Origin of the sequence: Paenarthrobacter sp. YIM B13468 (assembly GCF_042788025.1) — a bacterium.
Taxonomy (GTDB): Bacteria; Actinomycetota; Actinomycetes; order Actinomycetales; family Micrococcaceae; genus Arthrobacter; species Arthrobacter aromaticivorans.
Genome location: NZ_JBHZPI010000016.1, coordinates 29,550 through 44,724 on the forward strand (window position 1 = coordinate 29,550; position 15,175 = coordinate 44,724).

A 15,175-nucleotide genomic window follows, 5' to 3' on the forward strand; every position below is an offset into this window, starting at 1 on the left:
GAGAGCGGGAAATACCGGCTCATCAAACGACTGGTTGTTAGATTAGCATCAAAATTACGACAGTTCCATACTTTGCCGACCTTGGGCCTTTATATGGCCCTATCCTTCTTCGCCGAGCAACTCCCCTCCCGATTCCAGCATCGTGTGGCTAAGCCTCAGCGGCGTAGAAATCAGCGATTCGGAGCCCGGACAGCGTCCAGAGCAACGCGAATATCCTGTGGCACCTCGCCCAGAAGTGCGGGTTCGGCAATTGCGAACGCAATCGGGTCGGATTCAAAGACCGCTTTGAGGACACGAACGACGTCGTCGTCCTTGAAGCTGGAAAAGTAGCGGAGCGGGCCACCCAGCCAACGCGGGAATCCGAATCCTTCCGTTAAAGCGATGTCGATGTCGCTGGCCCGGTCAGCGACGCCGGCCCGCAGCACGACCGCCGCCGCGCACACCATAGATCCGAGCACCCGCAACTGGATGTCCCGGGCAGCTATCGCCCGCGGAGTAATTCCCTTTTCAGCACGAGCCGCATCTATGATGGCCGCGACTTGTGAATCGGGGGTCCCTCGAGCCGCACCGTCCGCATAGCTATACCACCCTGCACCCGTCTTCTTGCCGAAGCGGCCGAGTTCGCAGAGTGTATCGGGAACTACGACATAGCGCTGAAGAGGGTCGCGGGTCGCCGCGAGGCGCTTCCGGCGCGCCCAGGCGATATCAAGGCCGGACATATCGCCAACCGCGAAAGGACCTATCGGGAGGCCAAAGTCGCGCATCGCTGCATCGATTTCCTGCGGATTCGCACCTTCCTCCATCAAGAACTCGACTTGACAGCGGTAGTCTGCATACACGCGATTGGCAACGAACCCGTCACCCACACGCGCTGGAATCACCGTCTTTCCTAGTTTGCGCGCCAACCCCGCGAGTACTTCGATGGTCTCCGCACTCGACGACGCCGTGCGCACCACCTCGATCAACGGGTTACGATCAGCCGGGTTGAAGAAATGGAACCCGGCGAACCGCTCCGGACGATTGAGAACACTGGCAATCTGATCGAGGTCGAGATAGGACGTATTACTGGCGAATATAGCTTCATCGGATACCAGTGGTTCCAGATCCGTGAAGAACTGCCGCTTAACTTGCATGTCCTCGAAGATCGCATCAATAACGACGTCCGAATCGGCGAGATCCTGCAGCCGGTCCGTAGTCACAATCGCGCTCGTTGCACCAACTCGCTCCAGGGCAGTCGCATTTAGATCGAAAACGATAACGGAAAATCCGCAAGCGTTAAGGAGCCGCGCAACCGCCGCACCCATAGTGCCCGCCCCGGCCACTGCGATCCGATCGATTCTCCGTTCACTCGTCGAGGCGCGCAGGCTCCTGACGGCCGTCCGCTTGGCGAAGAACAAGTAGCGAAGATTCGCTGCCTCATCAGTACGTCGAAGTCTGTCGAAAATCGCACGCTCTTCCAAAAGCGCCTCGTCCGGTCCCAGAGTTAGGCCGCGGCGCACCATGGCGATGGCTTCGAGCACATTCGGCCGTGCGCGCGTTGCAGCGCGTTGAGCCGCGTCTTCTATCACCGCCGGATCGAACGCGGGAACAGGTAGGTCTCGAACCCGCCGCTTAGTGCCCATGGTGGATGCATATTCGATGGCGGTATCGCGCAGCCTGCGAGGCTCTACGACCCGGTCGAGGATACCCAGTTCTTTTGCCTCCCTGGCGTCAACCCGCCGCCCAGATCCGACGAGATCAATCGCAGAGGCAGGCCCGATGAGACGTCCAGCCCGGACGGTACCTCCAGCTCCGGGGATTATGCCGAGTGTCACCTCGGGGAATCCCACTATCGCACTAGTGTCCCCTATGCGTGCGTCACAGGCGAGCGCGAGCTCGAGCCCTCCGCCAAGTGCAAACCCGTTGATTGACGCGACAACGGGCACCGGCATCGCCTCGATAAGGGTGATAACAGCCGTCAGCTGCGGTTCCTCGATTGGATGATCAAGCTCACCGATGTCTGACCCCGCATAGAAGTGGCGTCCCGACGATTCAATGACCACGCCGTCGAGGTCCGCAACAGCCGCAGCGCTGAGAAGAGCGTCCCGAAGGTCGCGGCGGAGAATTGCGTCTCCAGTATTCATGGGCGGATTATTTAGTGTCAGGATCGCTGTCGACCCAGACCACGAGGTTTCAACGGGCATGATGTACTTTCCAGATGTTGAGCACCGTGCAGATCTGCCGCGGGCTAGGGAGTTCAACTTAGTCAGAGGATCGCCATCGCATTCGCAGGCGAACTGACCCCTCCGCTGAGATGCAGGGGTACAGAGACGAAGAGGAATTCCCATCGCCCCAGGCGCTTGCACATTTCGCTAAGCGTTTCCAAGTCAAGTAGCTCGAACATTGACATTCCGAGTGCGGGCAGCAGACGACGGTGCAGAGAACCAATATCACGGGCGCCGGGCGCGCACTCCACAGCGGGGTTGTCTGCTCCCACCGCGGCGATTCGGTGATCCCACAGCCACGCAGCCATGGCCTCATCTGCTCTCAGGCCGTTCCAGCTCGAGGGGGGCCTCCGATTGGACGCCGGCAGCTGCAGATACCCTGGCGCCCACCCCGTCCGAATGAGCAGAACATCGCCTGATTGGATCTCGACCCCCTGCGCATCGGCCACGTCGTTGAGCAATTTGGTGTCGTACATACGCCCGTCGAATGGTGTGAGGCCTTCCCCGCCATCGCTTTCAGCGATATCCAGTAGGACACCGCGAGCTGCGATACCTCGCGATGCGACATGCTGGATACCGATTCGCTCGCGGGCTTCTGCGAGTTCAAGGAGTCCGCCGAAGTACCCGAACTCACGGGCACGAACATGCGCAAGGCCGTCGAGTTGAGAAGAGGCCTGCGGGTTGAACGAATCAATCAGGTCCTCGGCCTCATTACCGGTCGGCTGCAGCACTGTATGGCCAATGGGCGCCCGCCCGAACAGCGGTGGATCGAAGGCGTTGATGGGGAGGTTCAGAGGGATTGTAGCGCCGGCCGAGACGAGCTTGCCCGCCCGTACGATGTCCTCCGGTTCAACGAACGAAAGCGTCCCCATGGGCGAGGACAAAACGTCCCAGGAATGCCTGATGTCGAGTCCCCCAAGTTTCGGAAGGTCCGAATAGGGTGGCAGTATGTTCACTGCGCGTCTTCGATATCAGGCAGACCGTCGTCACGGAACCGCTGGATCGCGCCCTTGAGACCAAGTTCTTTGATCCAGGCTTGGGCGAGAGCCACCTCCGGAGTGAGGTGAAGCAGTGCATCGGTCTCAGCACCCGTCCGCGCATAGCTCAACAGTCCGTCCATTTCGGCCGCTCGATTGATCGCCTCCTTTTTTAGCCGGAGGAGGTTACCCGGCGTCCTTGCAATCGAATAGGCCAACTCGCGCACGTAAGTCTCGAGTTGATCGGCGGGGACTGCCTCGGTGGCCCAACCCCAATCCACGGCCTGCGTGCCCGAGATGCGTCGACCTGCATCGAAGGACATCAGCTTCGCGCGTTTCGGTCCCACCAGGTGCACCCAGAGAGGGGAAAGATATCCGCCACCGATCGGCAGGGAGGGAGATGACTGAATCGATGCGTCATCGGCGACGATCGTTATGTCGCATAAGGATGCCAATTGGGTGCCGCCGCCAATGCAGTGCCCGTGGATTGCCGCGATGACCGGCTGCTCGTGGCGCCAGATTCGGGTCCATAATTCGATATTGGACAGCAGCCTGTCGCGGTCACCCACGGGCCCGCGTGCTGAGGCGTACCCTATCTCTTCGGAATCTGGGGACACGTCGTAGCCGGCGCAGAAGGCACGTCCGGCGCCGCGTATGACCACTACCCGATTCTTCGTACCCCGCAGGCTCTGCAGCGCACTGTCGAGATCGGTCAACAGTTGATCGTTCATCGCGTTGAGACGTTGTGGCCGGTTGAGTGTGATCCACGCAACTGGGCCATCGTGCTCTAGAAGTATGCATTCATATGACACAGGTGACTCGCAAAGGTCGGAACCCGTCTCCGGGTTGAGATGGTGCCCTTGACTGAGTCGCATAATAGAGCCAGTCGGAGTCGGGCCAAGGTGGCCACAACAGGCAGTAAGAAGGGGAACAAGAATTACACCCTTCAGGTTCACAGTTCATCGGCATTAAGAACTAATCAAACAACCGATTGGTATTATCGTAAAAAGGTAATGCTTGACCGTCAACGGTCCGGGTCCTGCCACGAAGGCCTACAGAGATTAGCGATCGGGGTCTGTTCGGGGTCGCTCGTGGATTCAGCAACCCCGAACGCGTAGTTCACGGACAGTTGCGTAATCCACCGACAATCTCTTGTGCCGTGAGCATATGGCGCAGGTAGTAGTGCAGACCCATCTCCCAGGTGAACCCCAGTGCACCGTGCACTTGGAGGACGAGTTCGGCCGCATCAATACAGCGCTTGACGACGAACTCCGTAGTCTGCCGTACGCCTTCAGTGGTCCGACTTGCTCGAATGACTGCGGTGTCAGCCTCTTCTACGGCGATCAACGCATCTGCCAGATGATGTTTGACTGCCTGGAACGAGCCGATAGGTCGACCGAACTGCTGGCGTTCCTTCGCGAAGGTGACACCGAGTTCAAGCATTCGCCTCGCAGCTCCAACTGAGCTGGCTGCATAGACGACGGCGAGCTCCCGAGCTGCAGTTTCCGAGAAATCAGTCAGGATCACATCCACTTCCAGACCACGAGCACAAAGATCCAGTCCGGCTGGGCGACCTTCCGGAATTTCAATGAGTTGACCAGAATCGCCGCCAAGGGCTGTAACCACACGCAGGCCTGCGAACTGTCCAAATGGGACATACCGCTGCTTTCCAGGCCCGAGGGTCGAAGTGGGTAACGCGAAGGACACGGGACCGTCCCAACTTCGGGCTATCTCCGAGTGACGTTTAGCGATCACAGTTTCCAGGTACGGTAAGGGGATCAGGCGAGTTCCCCATACTTGAGCGATGGCGACAATATCTCGCAGTTGAGCTCCTTCCCCATCGTCAAGGATCCCAACGAGGTCCCACCCCCCTTCCTCAAGCGCGTTCCACGACAAAGGCGATTCGCCTTCGGCGTAGGCGGTGATGCTTGTTCCAGCGGTGGCCCGTTCGATGATGTCGCTTATCGCCTCAGACGCAAGCTCGCCAATTTCTCCGGCCTTTGTATCAATGAGAACGTTCATCGCGGCAGCCCCAAAACTCGTTCCGAAATGAGGTTACGCTGAATCTCATTCGTGCCTGAGTAAATTGATACAGCCTTCGACTCGAAAAACTGGTAGCGCCAATGCTCCCTGTCGGCAGGAACGTGAGCCTCGAAACCCACCCGCGCCACGACTTGCCATAGCTCGCTCCATAGAACCTTGAGGACTGATACTGCCCGCGCGAATGCCTCACCACCCATGCCCTCAAGATCAATCACCTTGGCAAGATGCCAGCGTAGAGTCTCGGTGCGCTCGTCCAGTTCCTGCAGTGCGTTCGCCAATTCCGGCCGATCGCCGCAGGTGCGGAACAGCAGGTCCAAATCGGATCTGATTTCGACATACCGGGCAGCAGCCTCGGAGCCACCCCGTTCATCACCGAGCAACTCCATGGCTATTTTCCACCCGTCACCTTCATTCCCCACACGATCTCGTTCCGCAACAAATACGCCGTCGAAGTGTGTCTCTGCGAAGTGGATGGCGCCGGAAATCTGCCGGATGTCGTTGATGGACACGCCCGGTGCGCGCATGTCCACAAGGAACATGCTCAGGTTCTTGTAGCGCGGTGCATCGGGATCAGTGACTGCCAGAACAAATATTCGGTCGGCGTGCTGGGCAAACGTGGTCCAGGTCTTGCGCCCGGTGATTCGATAGCCGTCACCGTCTCGCACTGCGCGGGTCCGCACGCCAGCAAGGTCAGATCCGGCGTCCGGCTCGGAGAAGCCTTGGCACCACAATTCCTCCCCGCGCAACAAGGGCGGAAGATAGCGTTCCTTCTGCCAGTCGGTTCCGCTGCGAACCACCATGGGGGCAACAAGCGTTTTGCCAACGCGCGAGAAGCCGTCGGGAGCCTGCGCCTTGGCTGCAAGCACGTGAAATATCACGTCCTCGGCCAGACCTAGGCCCTGGCCACCAAAATCTTTGGGAAAAGCTATCCCCGCAAATCCTCCGCGCCACAGCTGAAGGTCCCACTCGCGCCGGATTGCATCTGATTCCTCGCCGCTGAGAGCACCTCGGGACTCCCGCCACTCAACGGGCACCGCAGTCTGCAGCCATTCCTCGGCACGCAGCGCAAAATCGCTTAAGTCCGCGTCGCCTGCACAGACATCATTATTCACGGTCGTCATGGTGCCACCTTTCGCTTACAGCCAGGCCCGCGAACACTTGGTTACTCGCGAGCTCTACAAATCGATCGTTTGTTTGGTAGCATACCGTATTGCAGGCCCAAGCTGGCAAGTGGGCGGACTTTATCTTCGATCGGGAGGCGATCGGGGTACATGATGGTTGCATTCGACCAACATGCTGCTTGACGCGGAAATCGGATCATCGCATTCGTTCGATCGCTTTCACACCAGGACCAATGCTCGGAGGGCAACGATGACCACCACACAGACACTCCTTAACCCCGCCGCATACAACCTCGGCTCTCTCGTGCGAATTGGTGCTCAACGGGCGCCTAACCGCATTGCGATCCGCATGCTGGATGGAATCGGCGTCACTTACGCCGAGCTCGATGACAACACCAACCGCATTGCGAACGCGATGCTGGGCGCGGGCATTTCGTCCGGGGATCGTGTAGCGATCTGGATGGAAAATGACATCCGCTATATGGAGGCATATTTGGCCTGCCTGAAGGCCGGTATGGTGGTCGTCCAATGCAATGTGCGGCACACATCCTTCGAGGCACAACACATGCTCGACGATTCCGGAGCAGTCGCTCTCTTCATCGACGACAGTACGGCAGAGCGGGTCGAGGCACTCGAAAACCGCGACTCCATTCGGCTGACGGTGACGACAGGGGCCAATCGCGATGCCGCCACACGCGGGTACGAGGGATTTCGCGCTTCCGGACAGCCGACCCCTCCAACGCCAATCAGCCCTGCTCCCGACGACCTGGCTGTTCTGGCCTACACAAGCGGCACCACAGGTCTCGCTAAGGGAGCCAGGTTGACCCATCGTTCACTTCGCTCGATCGTCCAAACTAATCAAGTCGCAAACCGCTACAGCATCGGCAGCACCCAGATATTTGCGCTGTCACTATCGTCATCCGCGGGTATTCCCGCCCATGTGTTGCCCCATCTGGCAGTAGGTGGCACGACGATCCTCATGAGCAATTTCGACACACCGCGACTCGTTGATGCGATCGATCGGCACCACGCGACATTCACTACTCTGCCTGGTCCGCCGATCGTCGACTTCTGCACCATTGTTCGCGAGCAAGGGCTAACGCTGCCATCGCTGCAGAGTCTGCTCCACGGCACGGCCAAGGCACCAGAGGAACACCTGGAACTCCTCGTGGACGCCATCGGCCCCCGCTTGGTCGAGGGGTGGGGCATGACGGAAAACTCGGGAGGACTCGTGGCTGCCACATCGGCGTTGGACTACTCAGAGCGCCGACCAGGAATCTTCTCATCGACCGGCCGATCCGTACCGGAGACCGTCGTCCGACTCATCGACGAACACGGAAACAAGCTCCCTCACGACGGCAGTTCCGTCGGTCAGCTGATCGTCCGCTCCGGCTCTCTTGCTGACGGGTACTGGAACAACGAAGAGGCGTCAGCGAAGGCATTTCGCAATGGCTGGTATCACACTGGCGACGTCGGCAGAATCGACGAGGAGGGGTACATCGAAGTACTGGACCGTCGCACCGATCTCATCATCTCCGGCGGCATGAACATTTATCCGAGCGAGATCGAGCGTGTCCTGCTTCAGATTCCGGGCGTCATCGAATGCGCCGTCGTCGGCGTCCACCACGAGAAGTGGGGTTCCACACCCGTCGCATACGTCGTTCGGGCTTCGGACGTATCGCCGTCTCTGGGCGAACTCGAGGCTGTTTGCAGACGGCAGCTCGCCTCCTACAAGCAGCCAAGTCGAATCGAGTTCACGTCGGCTCTCCCCCGAAATGTTGGCGGGAAGGTCATGCGCCATCGACTCCGGTAGAAACCAGCACTAACAACATAACCTGACGGCGACCCCCGAGCAGCTGACACGCGTTCGGCTGGCCTCTGCCTGAGTGGTCCACCCCGTAAGTCAGCCCTGGTGCTGGCTTGCGACAATCATGAGGAGAGCAGTCATGCGACTTGCAACGATCAGGCTAGAAGGCAGCACCGCGGCAGCCCGAGTAGAGAACGGGCTATATTACGTACTCCCGTACTCGGACGTTCGAAGCGTCCTGGAATCGAGCGGGGACTGGCGGAAGACCGCAGAGACCGACATAGGTCTCGTGCTCGATGAACACCAGGTGGATCTCGCGCCTGTTGTACCGAATCCGGAGAAGATCATCTGCGTCGGCCTGAACTATCAAGACCACGCAGCCGAGACTGGACAAATGATCCCGGAATTCCCCACCCTCTTCGCCAAGTACTCGCGGAGCCTCATCGGCGCGTTCGATGAGCTGGTGCTTCCCGATGCTTCCGACGCGGTCGACTGGGAAATTGAGCTCGGCATCGTCGTTGGCCGGCAGGTACGCAGTGCCCCCCCGGAAAAGAGTTGGGATGCCATCGCCGGGTATACAGTCGTCAACGACGTCTCTATGCGCGACTGGCAAGTTCGAACGTCGCAGTATCTTCAGGGAAAGACTTTCGAGTCGTCGACTCCGATCGGACCACACCTCGTATCGCCGGACGAAATCGACCACGCACGTGACTTGGAAGTGCGATGTGACGTCGACGGGGATGTCGTGCAGAAGTCGAGCACCTCAAAGCTGATTTTCAACCCCGCAGAGATCGTGTCATACATCAGTCAATTCATTACGCTCGTCCCCGGTGATGTTATCGCTACGGGAACACCCGGTGGAATCGGAGCTGCGCGCAATCCCGCCCGCTTCTTGGAAGCGGGCCAGCGTCTCACCTCCACCATCGACGGCATTGGTTCGCTCTCCAACCCCTGCACCCGCAATATTGGACAGAACAGAAAGGTATAGCAGTGTTCATCACAGCTCTAAGACTCATTTCCCGCGTCGACCGGACCCGGCTCTGCCCCTCCCCCGGATCCCAGCCGTTCGGGCTGTCATGAGCATCCACACGGTAAGCGGTACCGCCGAGGAAGCATCAATTGGCTTCACCCTCATGCATGAACATCTGTTCATGCTGTCAGTGGGCATGTACGAGCGATGGCCGCACCTCCTTGACCGCGATGCTGCCGTCGCGGCCGTTGCAGCCAAGGTCTCTCGGGCGAAAAGTCTCGGTGTGAAGACGATCGTGGACATGACAACGCCCAACATGGGACGGGATCTGTCGCTGTTGACGGAAGTTGCCCGCCTCACCGATGTGAACATCGTCGCCGCTACCGGGGCGCACCCTCACGAACCGCTGCCGCTCTATCTGCAGGGAGTGGTTGGAGATGCTGCGGATGGTATCGATCCAGACCGGCTGGCCGATCTGTTCGTTCACGACATCGAAGTGGGCATGGATGGAACCGAGATCAAAGCGGGAATCATCAAGACCGGCTCCGACCCAGTTGTGGACGAAAACAACACACGGCTTTTGTTGGCGGCGGCGCGCGCTCATCTGCGCACGGGTGCTCCGATCTGTACCCACACTCACGCGGGCAACCAGGTGGGTCTCCAGCAACAGGACGTCTTTGCCAACGCAGGTGTCGATCTCCGTCACGTGATAATCGGACACTGCGGCGACAGTACGGACCTGAGTTATCTCACAGCTCTGGCAGACCGGGGCTCGTATCTCGGGATGGACAGGTTCGGCTACACCATGCCAGGACGTGCCACTTTGACAACCTCCCAACGCGTAGAGGTTGTGGCCGAGCTCTGTCGCCTCGGCTACGCATCCAAGATGGTGCTTTCCAGTGATTCAGTCACCTGGAGCGATGTCATCTCAGGTGACTACTTCGCCGAGCATCTTCCGGATTGGAACTTGGCGTACGTGCCGAACACCGTTATCGATCACCTGAAGGAAGCGGGAATCTCTGACGACGATCTGTACCAGATGACGCATATGAACCCCGCAACGGTTCTCTCGGGCGGACGGGGCGGTTCCTAGAGCGGGACTACATTTCCCGCGATGGGGCACACCTCATGGGGCACAAGGCTGGCCCAGTATCGCCTGCGGCTGCTACCAACCACTAAGGAGACCAGGAATGACCGTCCAAGAGCTGGAACCCATCGAAATTAGAGTCCACGACAGGGCCTCAATGGACCGTTGCCTCGCCGCTGCGGTCGACCAGATGATCGACAGCGCCAAGGGGCAACGGACGCATGGCATCCTACTGACCCGGCTTGGCGATGGGCACTTCATTGTCGCTTTCAGCAGTGCAGTCCCCTTTGGCCACACGGACCAACTCGATCTCCGACACCAAACCGCCTAGTGGACTTGCCGACACGCTTCCTGTACTTCGAACTATTCGGGCTCAGGGCCGCTCTGTCGGGACCACCGCGGGTGCAATTCCGACGACGGCGAGGTGCGCAGGCTCTTCCAGGCCCGTTATGCGCTCTCGACCGCGGGCTCGTTCCTACGATCCGTCACCTGCGGGCACTTCCGCCAACTGGATGCGGTCGACTCCAGGTTCTGCTGAACCTGGCCGGCCCGGGCCCCCTCGGCTTCAGGCCGGCACGGGCGGATATACACTGGTGGAGGTGGACGCCACGATCGTCGAAGTCCACGAATACCAGAAGCGGGGCTCGGGCTACGGATATTCCGGAGCGCTCGGGCTGAACGCGCTCCTTTGGTCCCGATTCGGCGTTCTAAGGACGCACCGCGGCCAAAGCCGGCGCCGTGATTTCCATCGCAGCCTCATAGACCCACCATCACACGGCCGATCGCGGGAACAGCCCAGGACGCCTGCAAACCCATCCAGTACAGGGACGCGGTCTTCGACGAAAATGCTGACCGGTGGCTCTCCACTGGTCAGCATCGCTGAAACCCTCGCTTCCTCCGTCGGGATCTTCTGCCACCGCACGGACCATCGGACCCGGAGAAGGCCTTCTGGACCACCTTCAGCCAGGACTCCACCCCTTGCCTCTGATGCCGCCGGAACGAAGCCCATCGGAAACATCACCTATTTGCGCACCCGTGAGGCCTGACGCTACCTGACCACCGTCATCGACCTGCACACCCGCATGGTCATCGGCTGGACTATGACCGACCACAACCGTGCCTCCCTTACCCGGACGCGCTAAGAAATGGCCAGTAACACCTGACTCTGATGCTGATGCCACTTCCCGCAGCGAATACAGTCTCGCCAGCCGCTAGGCCGCCCGACGGGCGACCGAGCGCTACTTCCGAGGTCTTCGATGACCGCAGGCCGCCCCACACCAACAACGACGGCGGGGCACCCGCCGGGAACAGCAACAGCCAACTACAACAGATGAACTGTTAAGAACAGACACCCCAGCCATGCACTCGGCGCGCCTGGCACACCCGCCAGTCGTCTAGGGCACGAGAATGGCGCGTCCAACGACCCGCCCGCGGTGAAGATCGTCCAGCGCATCAAGAGCGGCATCGAGCGGATACTCCGAGGTGTGAAGGGTGACGAGACCCTTGGCCGTAAGAGTCATCAGCTCGACCAGGTCTGTGTAGGTGCCGACCAGATTCCCTACCACGCTGATTTCTTTCGAGATGACCTCGATGGTCGGTAGCTCGATTGCCCCGCCATAGCCGATCACGTAATGCGATCCCTGGTTGCGCAGCAGCTGCGGAGAAATCTTCTCTGCGCCCGACTCCCCGACGTAGTCGAACACGACATGCGCCCCGCCCTCGGTGATATCCCGCACTCCATTCCTCACCGCGTCGTCCGTTGTGGCGAGGATCGTATGGTGGGCCCCCAGTGTCCTCGCCAGCTCAAGAGCCGATTCACTCCGATCCACTACGGTGATCTCGGTGCTAGTGATCGCAGCCAGAGCCTGCACCCCGATGTGGCCCAGCCCACCGGCGCCGAACACAACGGCGTGCGAGCCGGGGAATAGCCCGGGGGCGGCTTTTCTCACCGCATGGTAGGCCGTTAGGCCGGCATCCGCCAAGGCCGCCACCTTGCTGGGGGTGAGCGAAGGGTCCAACTTGACCACTGCCCGGGCGTTTGTCCGGATCAGCTCGGCCATACCGCCGTCTGCGTTGATGCCGGGGAAGCTTGCACGCTCGCAATGCGAGTCCTGTCCGATGCGGCATGAGGCGCAGAGCCCGCAGGTCACGAGCGGATGCAGAATCACCAGGTCTCCCGGCTTTACATTGTCGACGGCGCTGCCCACCTCCCGCACCCAACCGGCGTTCTCATGCCCGAGGGTATATGGCAGATCGGGTTTCTGGATCTCTGCCCATTGACCCTCGATGATGTGTAGATCCGTGCGGCAGACGCCTGCCGCGCCAATCTCGACGATCACATCCCAGGGACCAGAGACCGTTGGCTCGTCGATCTCATCCATCGAGGGTGCTTGCTGATATCTGTGGAGACGAAGCGCCTTCATTTTCCTACCTCACTGTCGATCACGTGGTGACCACGCTAACAAACAAGTGGTTGGTTGGCTAGCGGGGGCTTGCCACCCGCCCTTCCGGAGCAAGCGCCCCTTTGACGGGTCCAGTTTTGAACCAATCTGGGGCCACATTTCAGGATATAGCCGGGCATGTCTTCAGATGTGCCTTGCAGTATCAAACATATGATTGGTAGATTGCCTTTGACATGCAGTATTCAATACCGCGACGCAGCTGTCGCGGGATAGAGAACGAGGGTCGAGATGTACTCCAAAGACGGGGAAGATTATTTCGTAGTGGACTCCCATGTCCACATGTGGGATGGCTCGGACGAGAACCAGCGGAACATTCACGGAGCGGAGTTCATTGAGTGCTTCTACGCCTACCACCGAAACCTCTCTCCCGAGGAGTACGTGTGGGATTTCCGCAAGTATCAGAAGTACACCGAACAGAATTTCATGACAGACATCTTCGAAAATGGTTACGTCGATCACGCGATTTTCAACCCGGCGGCACTCCCAGCGTTCTACAAGAACGGATTCAGTCGCGACCTTGCTCAGGACATGGCTCGCCGGTCGCCGGAGCGCCTCACCTACAACCATAATTTCGATCCTCGATTTGGTGAGGCAGGGCTTGGCCGTTTGGAGGACGCCGCCCACGAGTTCGGTCTAAAGGGCGTCAAGGTTTATACGGCGGAGTGGCATGGTGAGAGCCGCGGGTTCAAGATGAGCGACCGCGAAACCTACCGCTATCTGGAGAAGTGCCAGGAGCTCGGGATCAAGAACATCCACGTTCACAAGGGACCGACAATAAAGCCACTCGACCGCGACTCGTTCGACGTCGCTGACATCGACTACTGCGCCACTGATTTCCCGGATCTGAACTTCATCGTCGAGCACGTCGGCCTTCCCAGACTCGAGGATTTCTGTTGGATCGCGACGCAGGAGACCAATGTCTATGGAGGACTCGCAGTCGCGATGCCCTTCATCCATACCCGACCGCGTTACTGGGCTCAGATCATCGGCGAGCTCCTCTACTGGATCGGTGAGGACAAGATCCTGTTCGGTTCCGACTATGCCCTCTGGCAGCCCAAGTGGCTGGTGGAGAAGTTCGTCGACTTCCAGATTCCGGAAGATATGCAGGGCGAATACGGCGAGATCACGGTGGCACAGAAGAAGAAGATTCTGGGCCTCAACGCCGCCGCACTCTATCCGCACATAGAGGTGCCCGAGCACCTCCGCTTGAATCCCGCAACGACCGAAGCCGAACCCGTGGGCGCGCTGGAAAAATGACCGCGACAAGCACGCGTTTTGGCTTGATCGAAGACCGAGCATGGCGGGCACTTTCCACCGTCACTGACCCGGAACTGGATGAGCCGCTCACGACCCTCGGATTCGTCGGGAAGGTAGAGACGGACGGCAGGGTCGTCACAGCCACCCTCAGACTACCGACGGCCTTCTGCTCCCCTAACTTCGCGTTCATGATGGCGGCCGATTCCGCTGATGCCTTGCGGACGGAGTTTCCCGAAATGTCCACTCGGGTTGAGCTTGAGGGTAATGCTGACTCCGAGCGCATCAACTCGGCTGTGGCCGCGGGAGTCGGATTTGCCGACGCCTACCCGGACGAAGCATCAAGCGGCCTGGACGACCTTCGCGCCATCTTCCGATCGAAGGCCCACCTCGCATCCCTTGAGCGCGTGATCGCGAGACTCGTATCCATTTATGCGGTCGTCCCAGAATTGCTGCCGTCGATTCGGCTCAAGGATGTGCCGCCTATGCAGGAACGAGAAGCTCTGGTGCGGCGCCGAAGCGATCTCGGGATCAGCATAGACGACAACGCGTTCCTCCTCGTCAACGCCGATGGTTCCCCCTGGGACACCACCGACCTGGCAGTTCAAATAAGGTTCGCCAAGGCAACACGAATCTCAATCGAGGGAAACGCCCACTTCTGTCGCGGTCTACTACGCACTCGGTATAACGAGCCTACACACGCCTGAGCCCATAGGCCCGTGAAGGGTTTGTCCTCCCGTTGGTGTTGTCGGCTTCGACCTTGCCATTCGTGGTTGTCAACTTCAACTTTAAACTGACCGCTGGCAGCAGAACGGAAGGACGGCTTCTCCAAGATTGATTCGCTACGAGCATCTATTAGCTTGGAGCCGATCTTGGCGTCCTTTGCCCGGGAAGGAATCAGGCACCAGCGGGCTATCAGCAGACGCCTGTCGATTGTGCCCTCATCCAAACGCTCTGCCACGATCGGCACGTTTCTGGGTCGGTGCCACGTTCCAGCTCCGCCGTGGTGGGGTGCCTTCAATTTCCTTTGCCTCGAAGTGGCTCAGAAGGTCACTCGTTTGCTTTGGACATCACGTATCTGCCGCATATGAGCCCATTCTGCCCACAAAACCGTCAAACCTGGACCGGCCGTCACACTCACGTCTTCTGTGTCCCGAGCTCCCTGCCTCAAGGGCTAGCGAGAAGCAGGGGACACGGAATCTAATACTTCCCCTGGATGTCACTAAGGTCGAGAACCCGGATCAGGTGAA

The 15,175-nt window shown here is 59.4% G+C and carries 13 protein-coding genes and 2 pseudogenes; 8 read left to right on the plus strand and 7 right to left on the minus strand.

Annotation, left to right across the window (positions count from 1 at the left end):
• Positions 1-170: 170 nt before the first annotated feature.
• From ACFX4T_RS15705 to ACFX4T_RS15725, 5 genes are all read right to left on the minus strand, one after another.
• Entirely contained in the window at positions 171-2,327 is a 2,157-nt protein-coding gene (locus ACFX4T_RS15705; RefSeq protein WP_377652628.1) for a 3-hydroxyacyl-CoA dehydrogenase NAD-binding domain-containing protein, read from the minus strand.
• Positions 2,246-3,160 (minus strand): cyclase family protein, encoded by a 915-nt coding sequence (locus ACFX4T_RS15710; protein ID WP_223948911.1) that lies wholly within the window; start codon positions 3,158-3,160, stop codon positions 2,246-2,248. Before ACFX4T_RS15710 ends, ACFX4T_RS15705 begins: the two co-directional genes overlap by 82 nt.
• Positions 3,157-4,056, minus strand: a complete 900-nt coding sequence (locus tag ACFX4T_RS15715; protein WP_223948910.1) for an enoyl-CoA hydratase-related protein — start codon at positions 4,054-4,056, stop codon at positions 3,157-3,159. The genes ACFX4T_RS15710 and ACFX4T_RS15715 overlap by 4 nt, the downstream gene beginning before the upstream one ends.
• A 244-nt stretch (positions 4,057-4,300) precedes the next feature.
• Positions 4,301-5,203, minus strand: coding sequence for an acyl-CoA dehydrogenase family protein (locus tag ACFX4T_RS15720; protein ID WP_223948909.1), 903 nt, complete (start codon positions 5,201-5,203; stop codon positions 4,301-4,303).
• A complete protein-coding gene (locus ACFX4T_RS15725; protein ID WP_216923316.1) occupies positions 5,200-6,345 on the minus strand; it encodes an acyl-CoA dehydrogenase family protein in 1,146 nt (381 codons plus the stop codon). Before ACFX4T_RS15725 ends, ACFX4T_RS15720 begins: the two co-directional genes overlap by 4 nt.
• A gap of 250 nt (positions 6,346-6,595) precedes the next feature.
• On the opposite strand from ACFX4T_RS15725, the gene ACFX4T_RS15730 reads away from it, so the two are divergent.
• From ACFX4T_RS15730 to ACFX4T_RS15755, 6 genes and pseudogenes are all read left to right on the plus strand, one after another.
• Positions 6,596-8,158, plus strand: a complete 1,563-nt coding sequence (locus tag ACFX4T_RS15730) for a class I adenylate-forming enzyme family protein (RefSeq protein WP_223948908.1) — start codon at positions 6,596-6,598, stop codon at positions 8,156-8,158.
• Positions 8,159-8,291: 133 nt separating this feature from the next.
• Positions 8,292-9,140, plus strand: coding sequence for a fumarylacetoacetate hydrolase family protein (locus ACFX4T_RS15735; RefSeq protein ID WP_223948907.1), 849 nt, complete (start codon positions 8,292-8,294; stop codon positions 9,138-9,140).
• An 88-nt stretch (positions 9,141-9,228) separates the two neighbouring features.
• Positions 9,229-10,215, plus strand: coding sequence for a phosphotriesterase (locus ACFX4T_RS15740; protein ID WP_223948906.1), 987 nt, complete (start codon positions 9,229-9,231; stop codon positions 10,213-10,215).
• A gap of 97 nt (positions 10,216-10,312) precedes the next feature.
• Positions 10,313-10,540: a hypothetical protein gene (locus ACFX4T_RS15745; protein WP_223948905.1), complete on the plus strand. Its 228-nt coding sequence runs from the start codon at positions 10,313-10,315 to the stop codon at positions 10,538-10,540.
• 87 nt (positions 10,541-10,627) lie between these two features.
• Positions 10,628-10,898: pseudogene (locus tag ACFX4T_RS15750) on the plus strand (IS1380 family transposase); the annotation flags it as partial.
• Between the two features lie 321 nt (positions 10,899-11,219).
• Positions 11,220-11,336 (plus strand): annotated as a pseudogene (locus ACFX4T_RS15755) (IS3 family transposase); the annotation flags it as partial.
• Between the two features lie 267 nt (positions 11,337-11,603).
• On the opposite strand, the gene ACFX4T_RS15760 reads toward ACFX4T_RS15755, so the two are convergent.
• On the minus strand, positions 11,604-12,590 hold the full coding sequence (locus tag ACFX4T_RS15760) for an NAD(P)-dependent alcohol dehydrogenase (protein ID WP_223948904.1): 987 nt from the start codon (positions 12,588-12,590) through the stop codon (positions 11,604-11,606).
• Between the two features lie 309 nt (positions 12,591-12,899).
• On the opposite strand from ACFX4T_RS15760, the gene ACFX4T_RS15765 reads away from it, so the two are divergent.
• Positions 12,900-13,928 (plus strand): amidohydrolase family protein, encoded by a 1,029-nt coding sequence (locus ACFX4T_RS15765; protein ID WP_223948903.1) that lies wholly within the window; start codon positions 12,900-12,902, stop codon positions 13,926-13,928.
• Positions 13,925-14,632, plus strand: a complete 708-nt coding sequence (locus ACFX4T_RS15770) for an iron-sulfur cluster assembly protein (protein ID WP_223948902.1) — start codon at positions 13,925-13,927, stop codon at positions 14,630-14,632. The genes ACFX4T_RS15765 and ACFX4T_RS15770 overlap by 4 nt, the downstream gene beginning before the upstream one ends.
• On the opposite strand, the gene ACFX4T_RS15775 is transcribed toward ACFX4T_RS15770, so the two are convergent.
• Positions 14,530-14,895, minus strand: coding sequence for an SOS response-associated peptidase family protein (locus tag ACFX4T_RS15775; RefSeq protein ID WP_377652631.1), 366 nt, complete (start codon positions 14,893-14,895; stop codon positions 14,530-14,532). The genes ACFX4T_RS15770 and ACFX4T_RS15775 overlap by 103 nt on opposite strands.
• Positions 14,896-15,175: the final 280 nt, after the last annotated feature.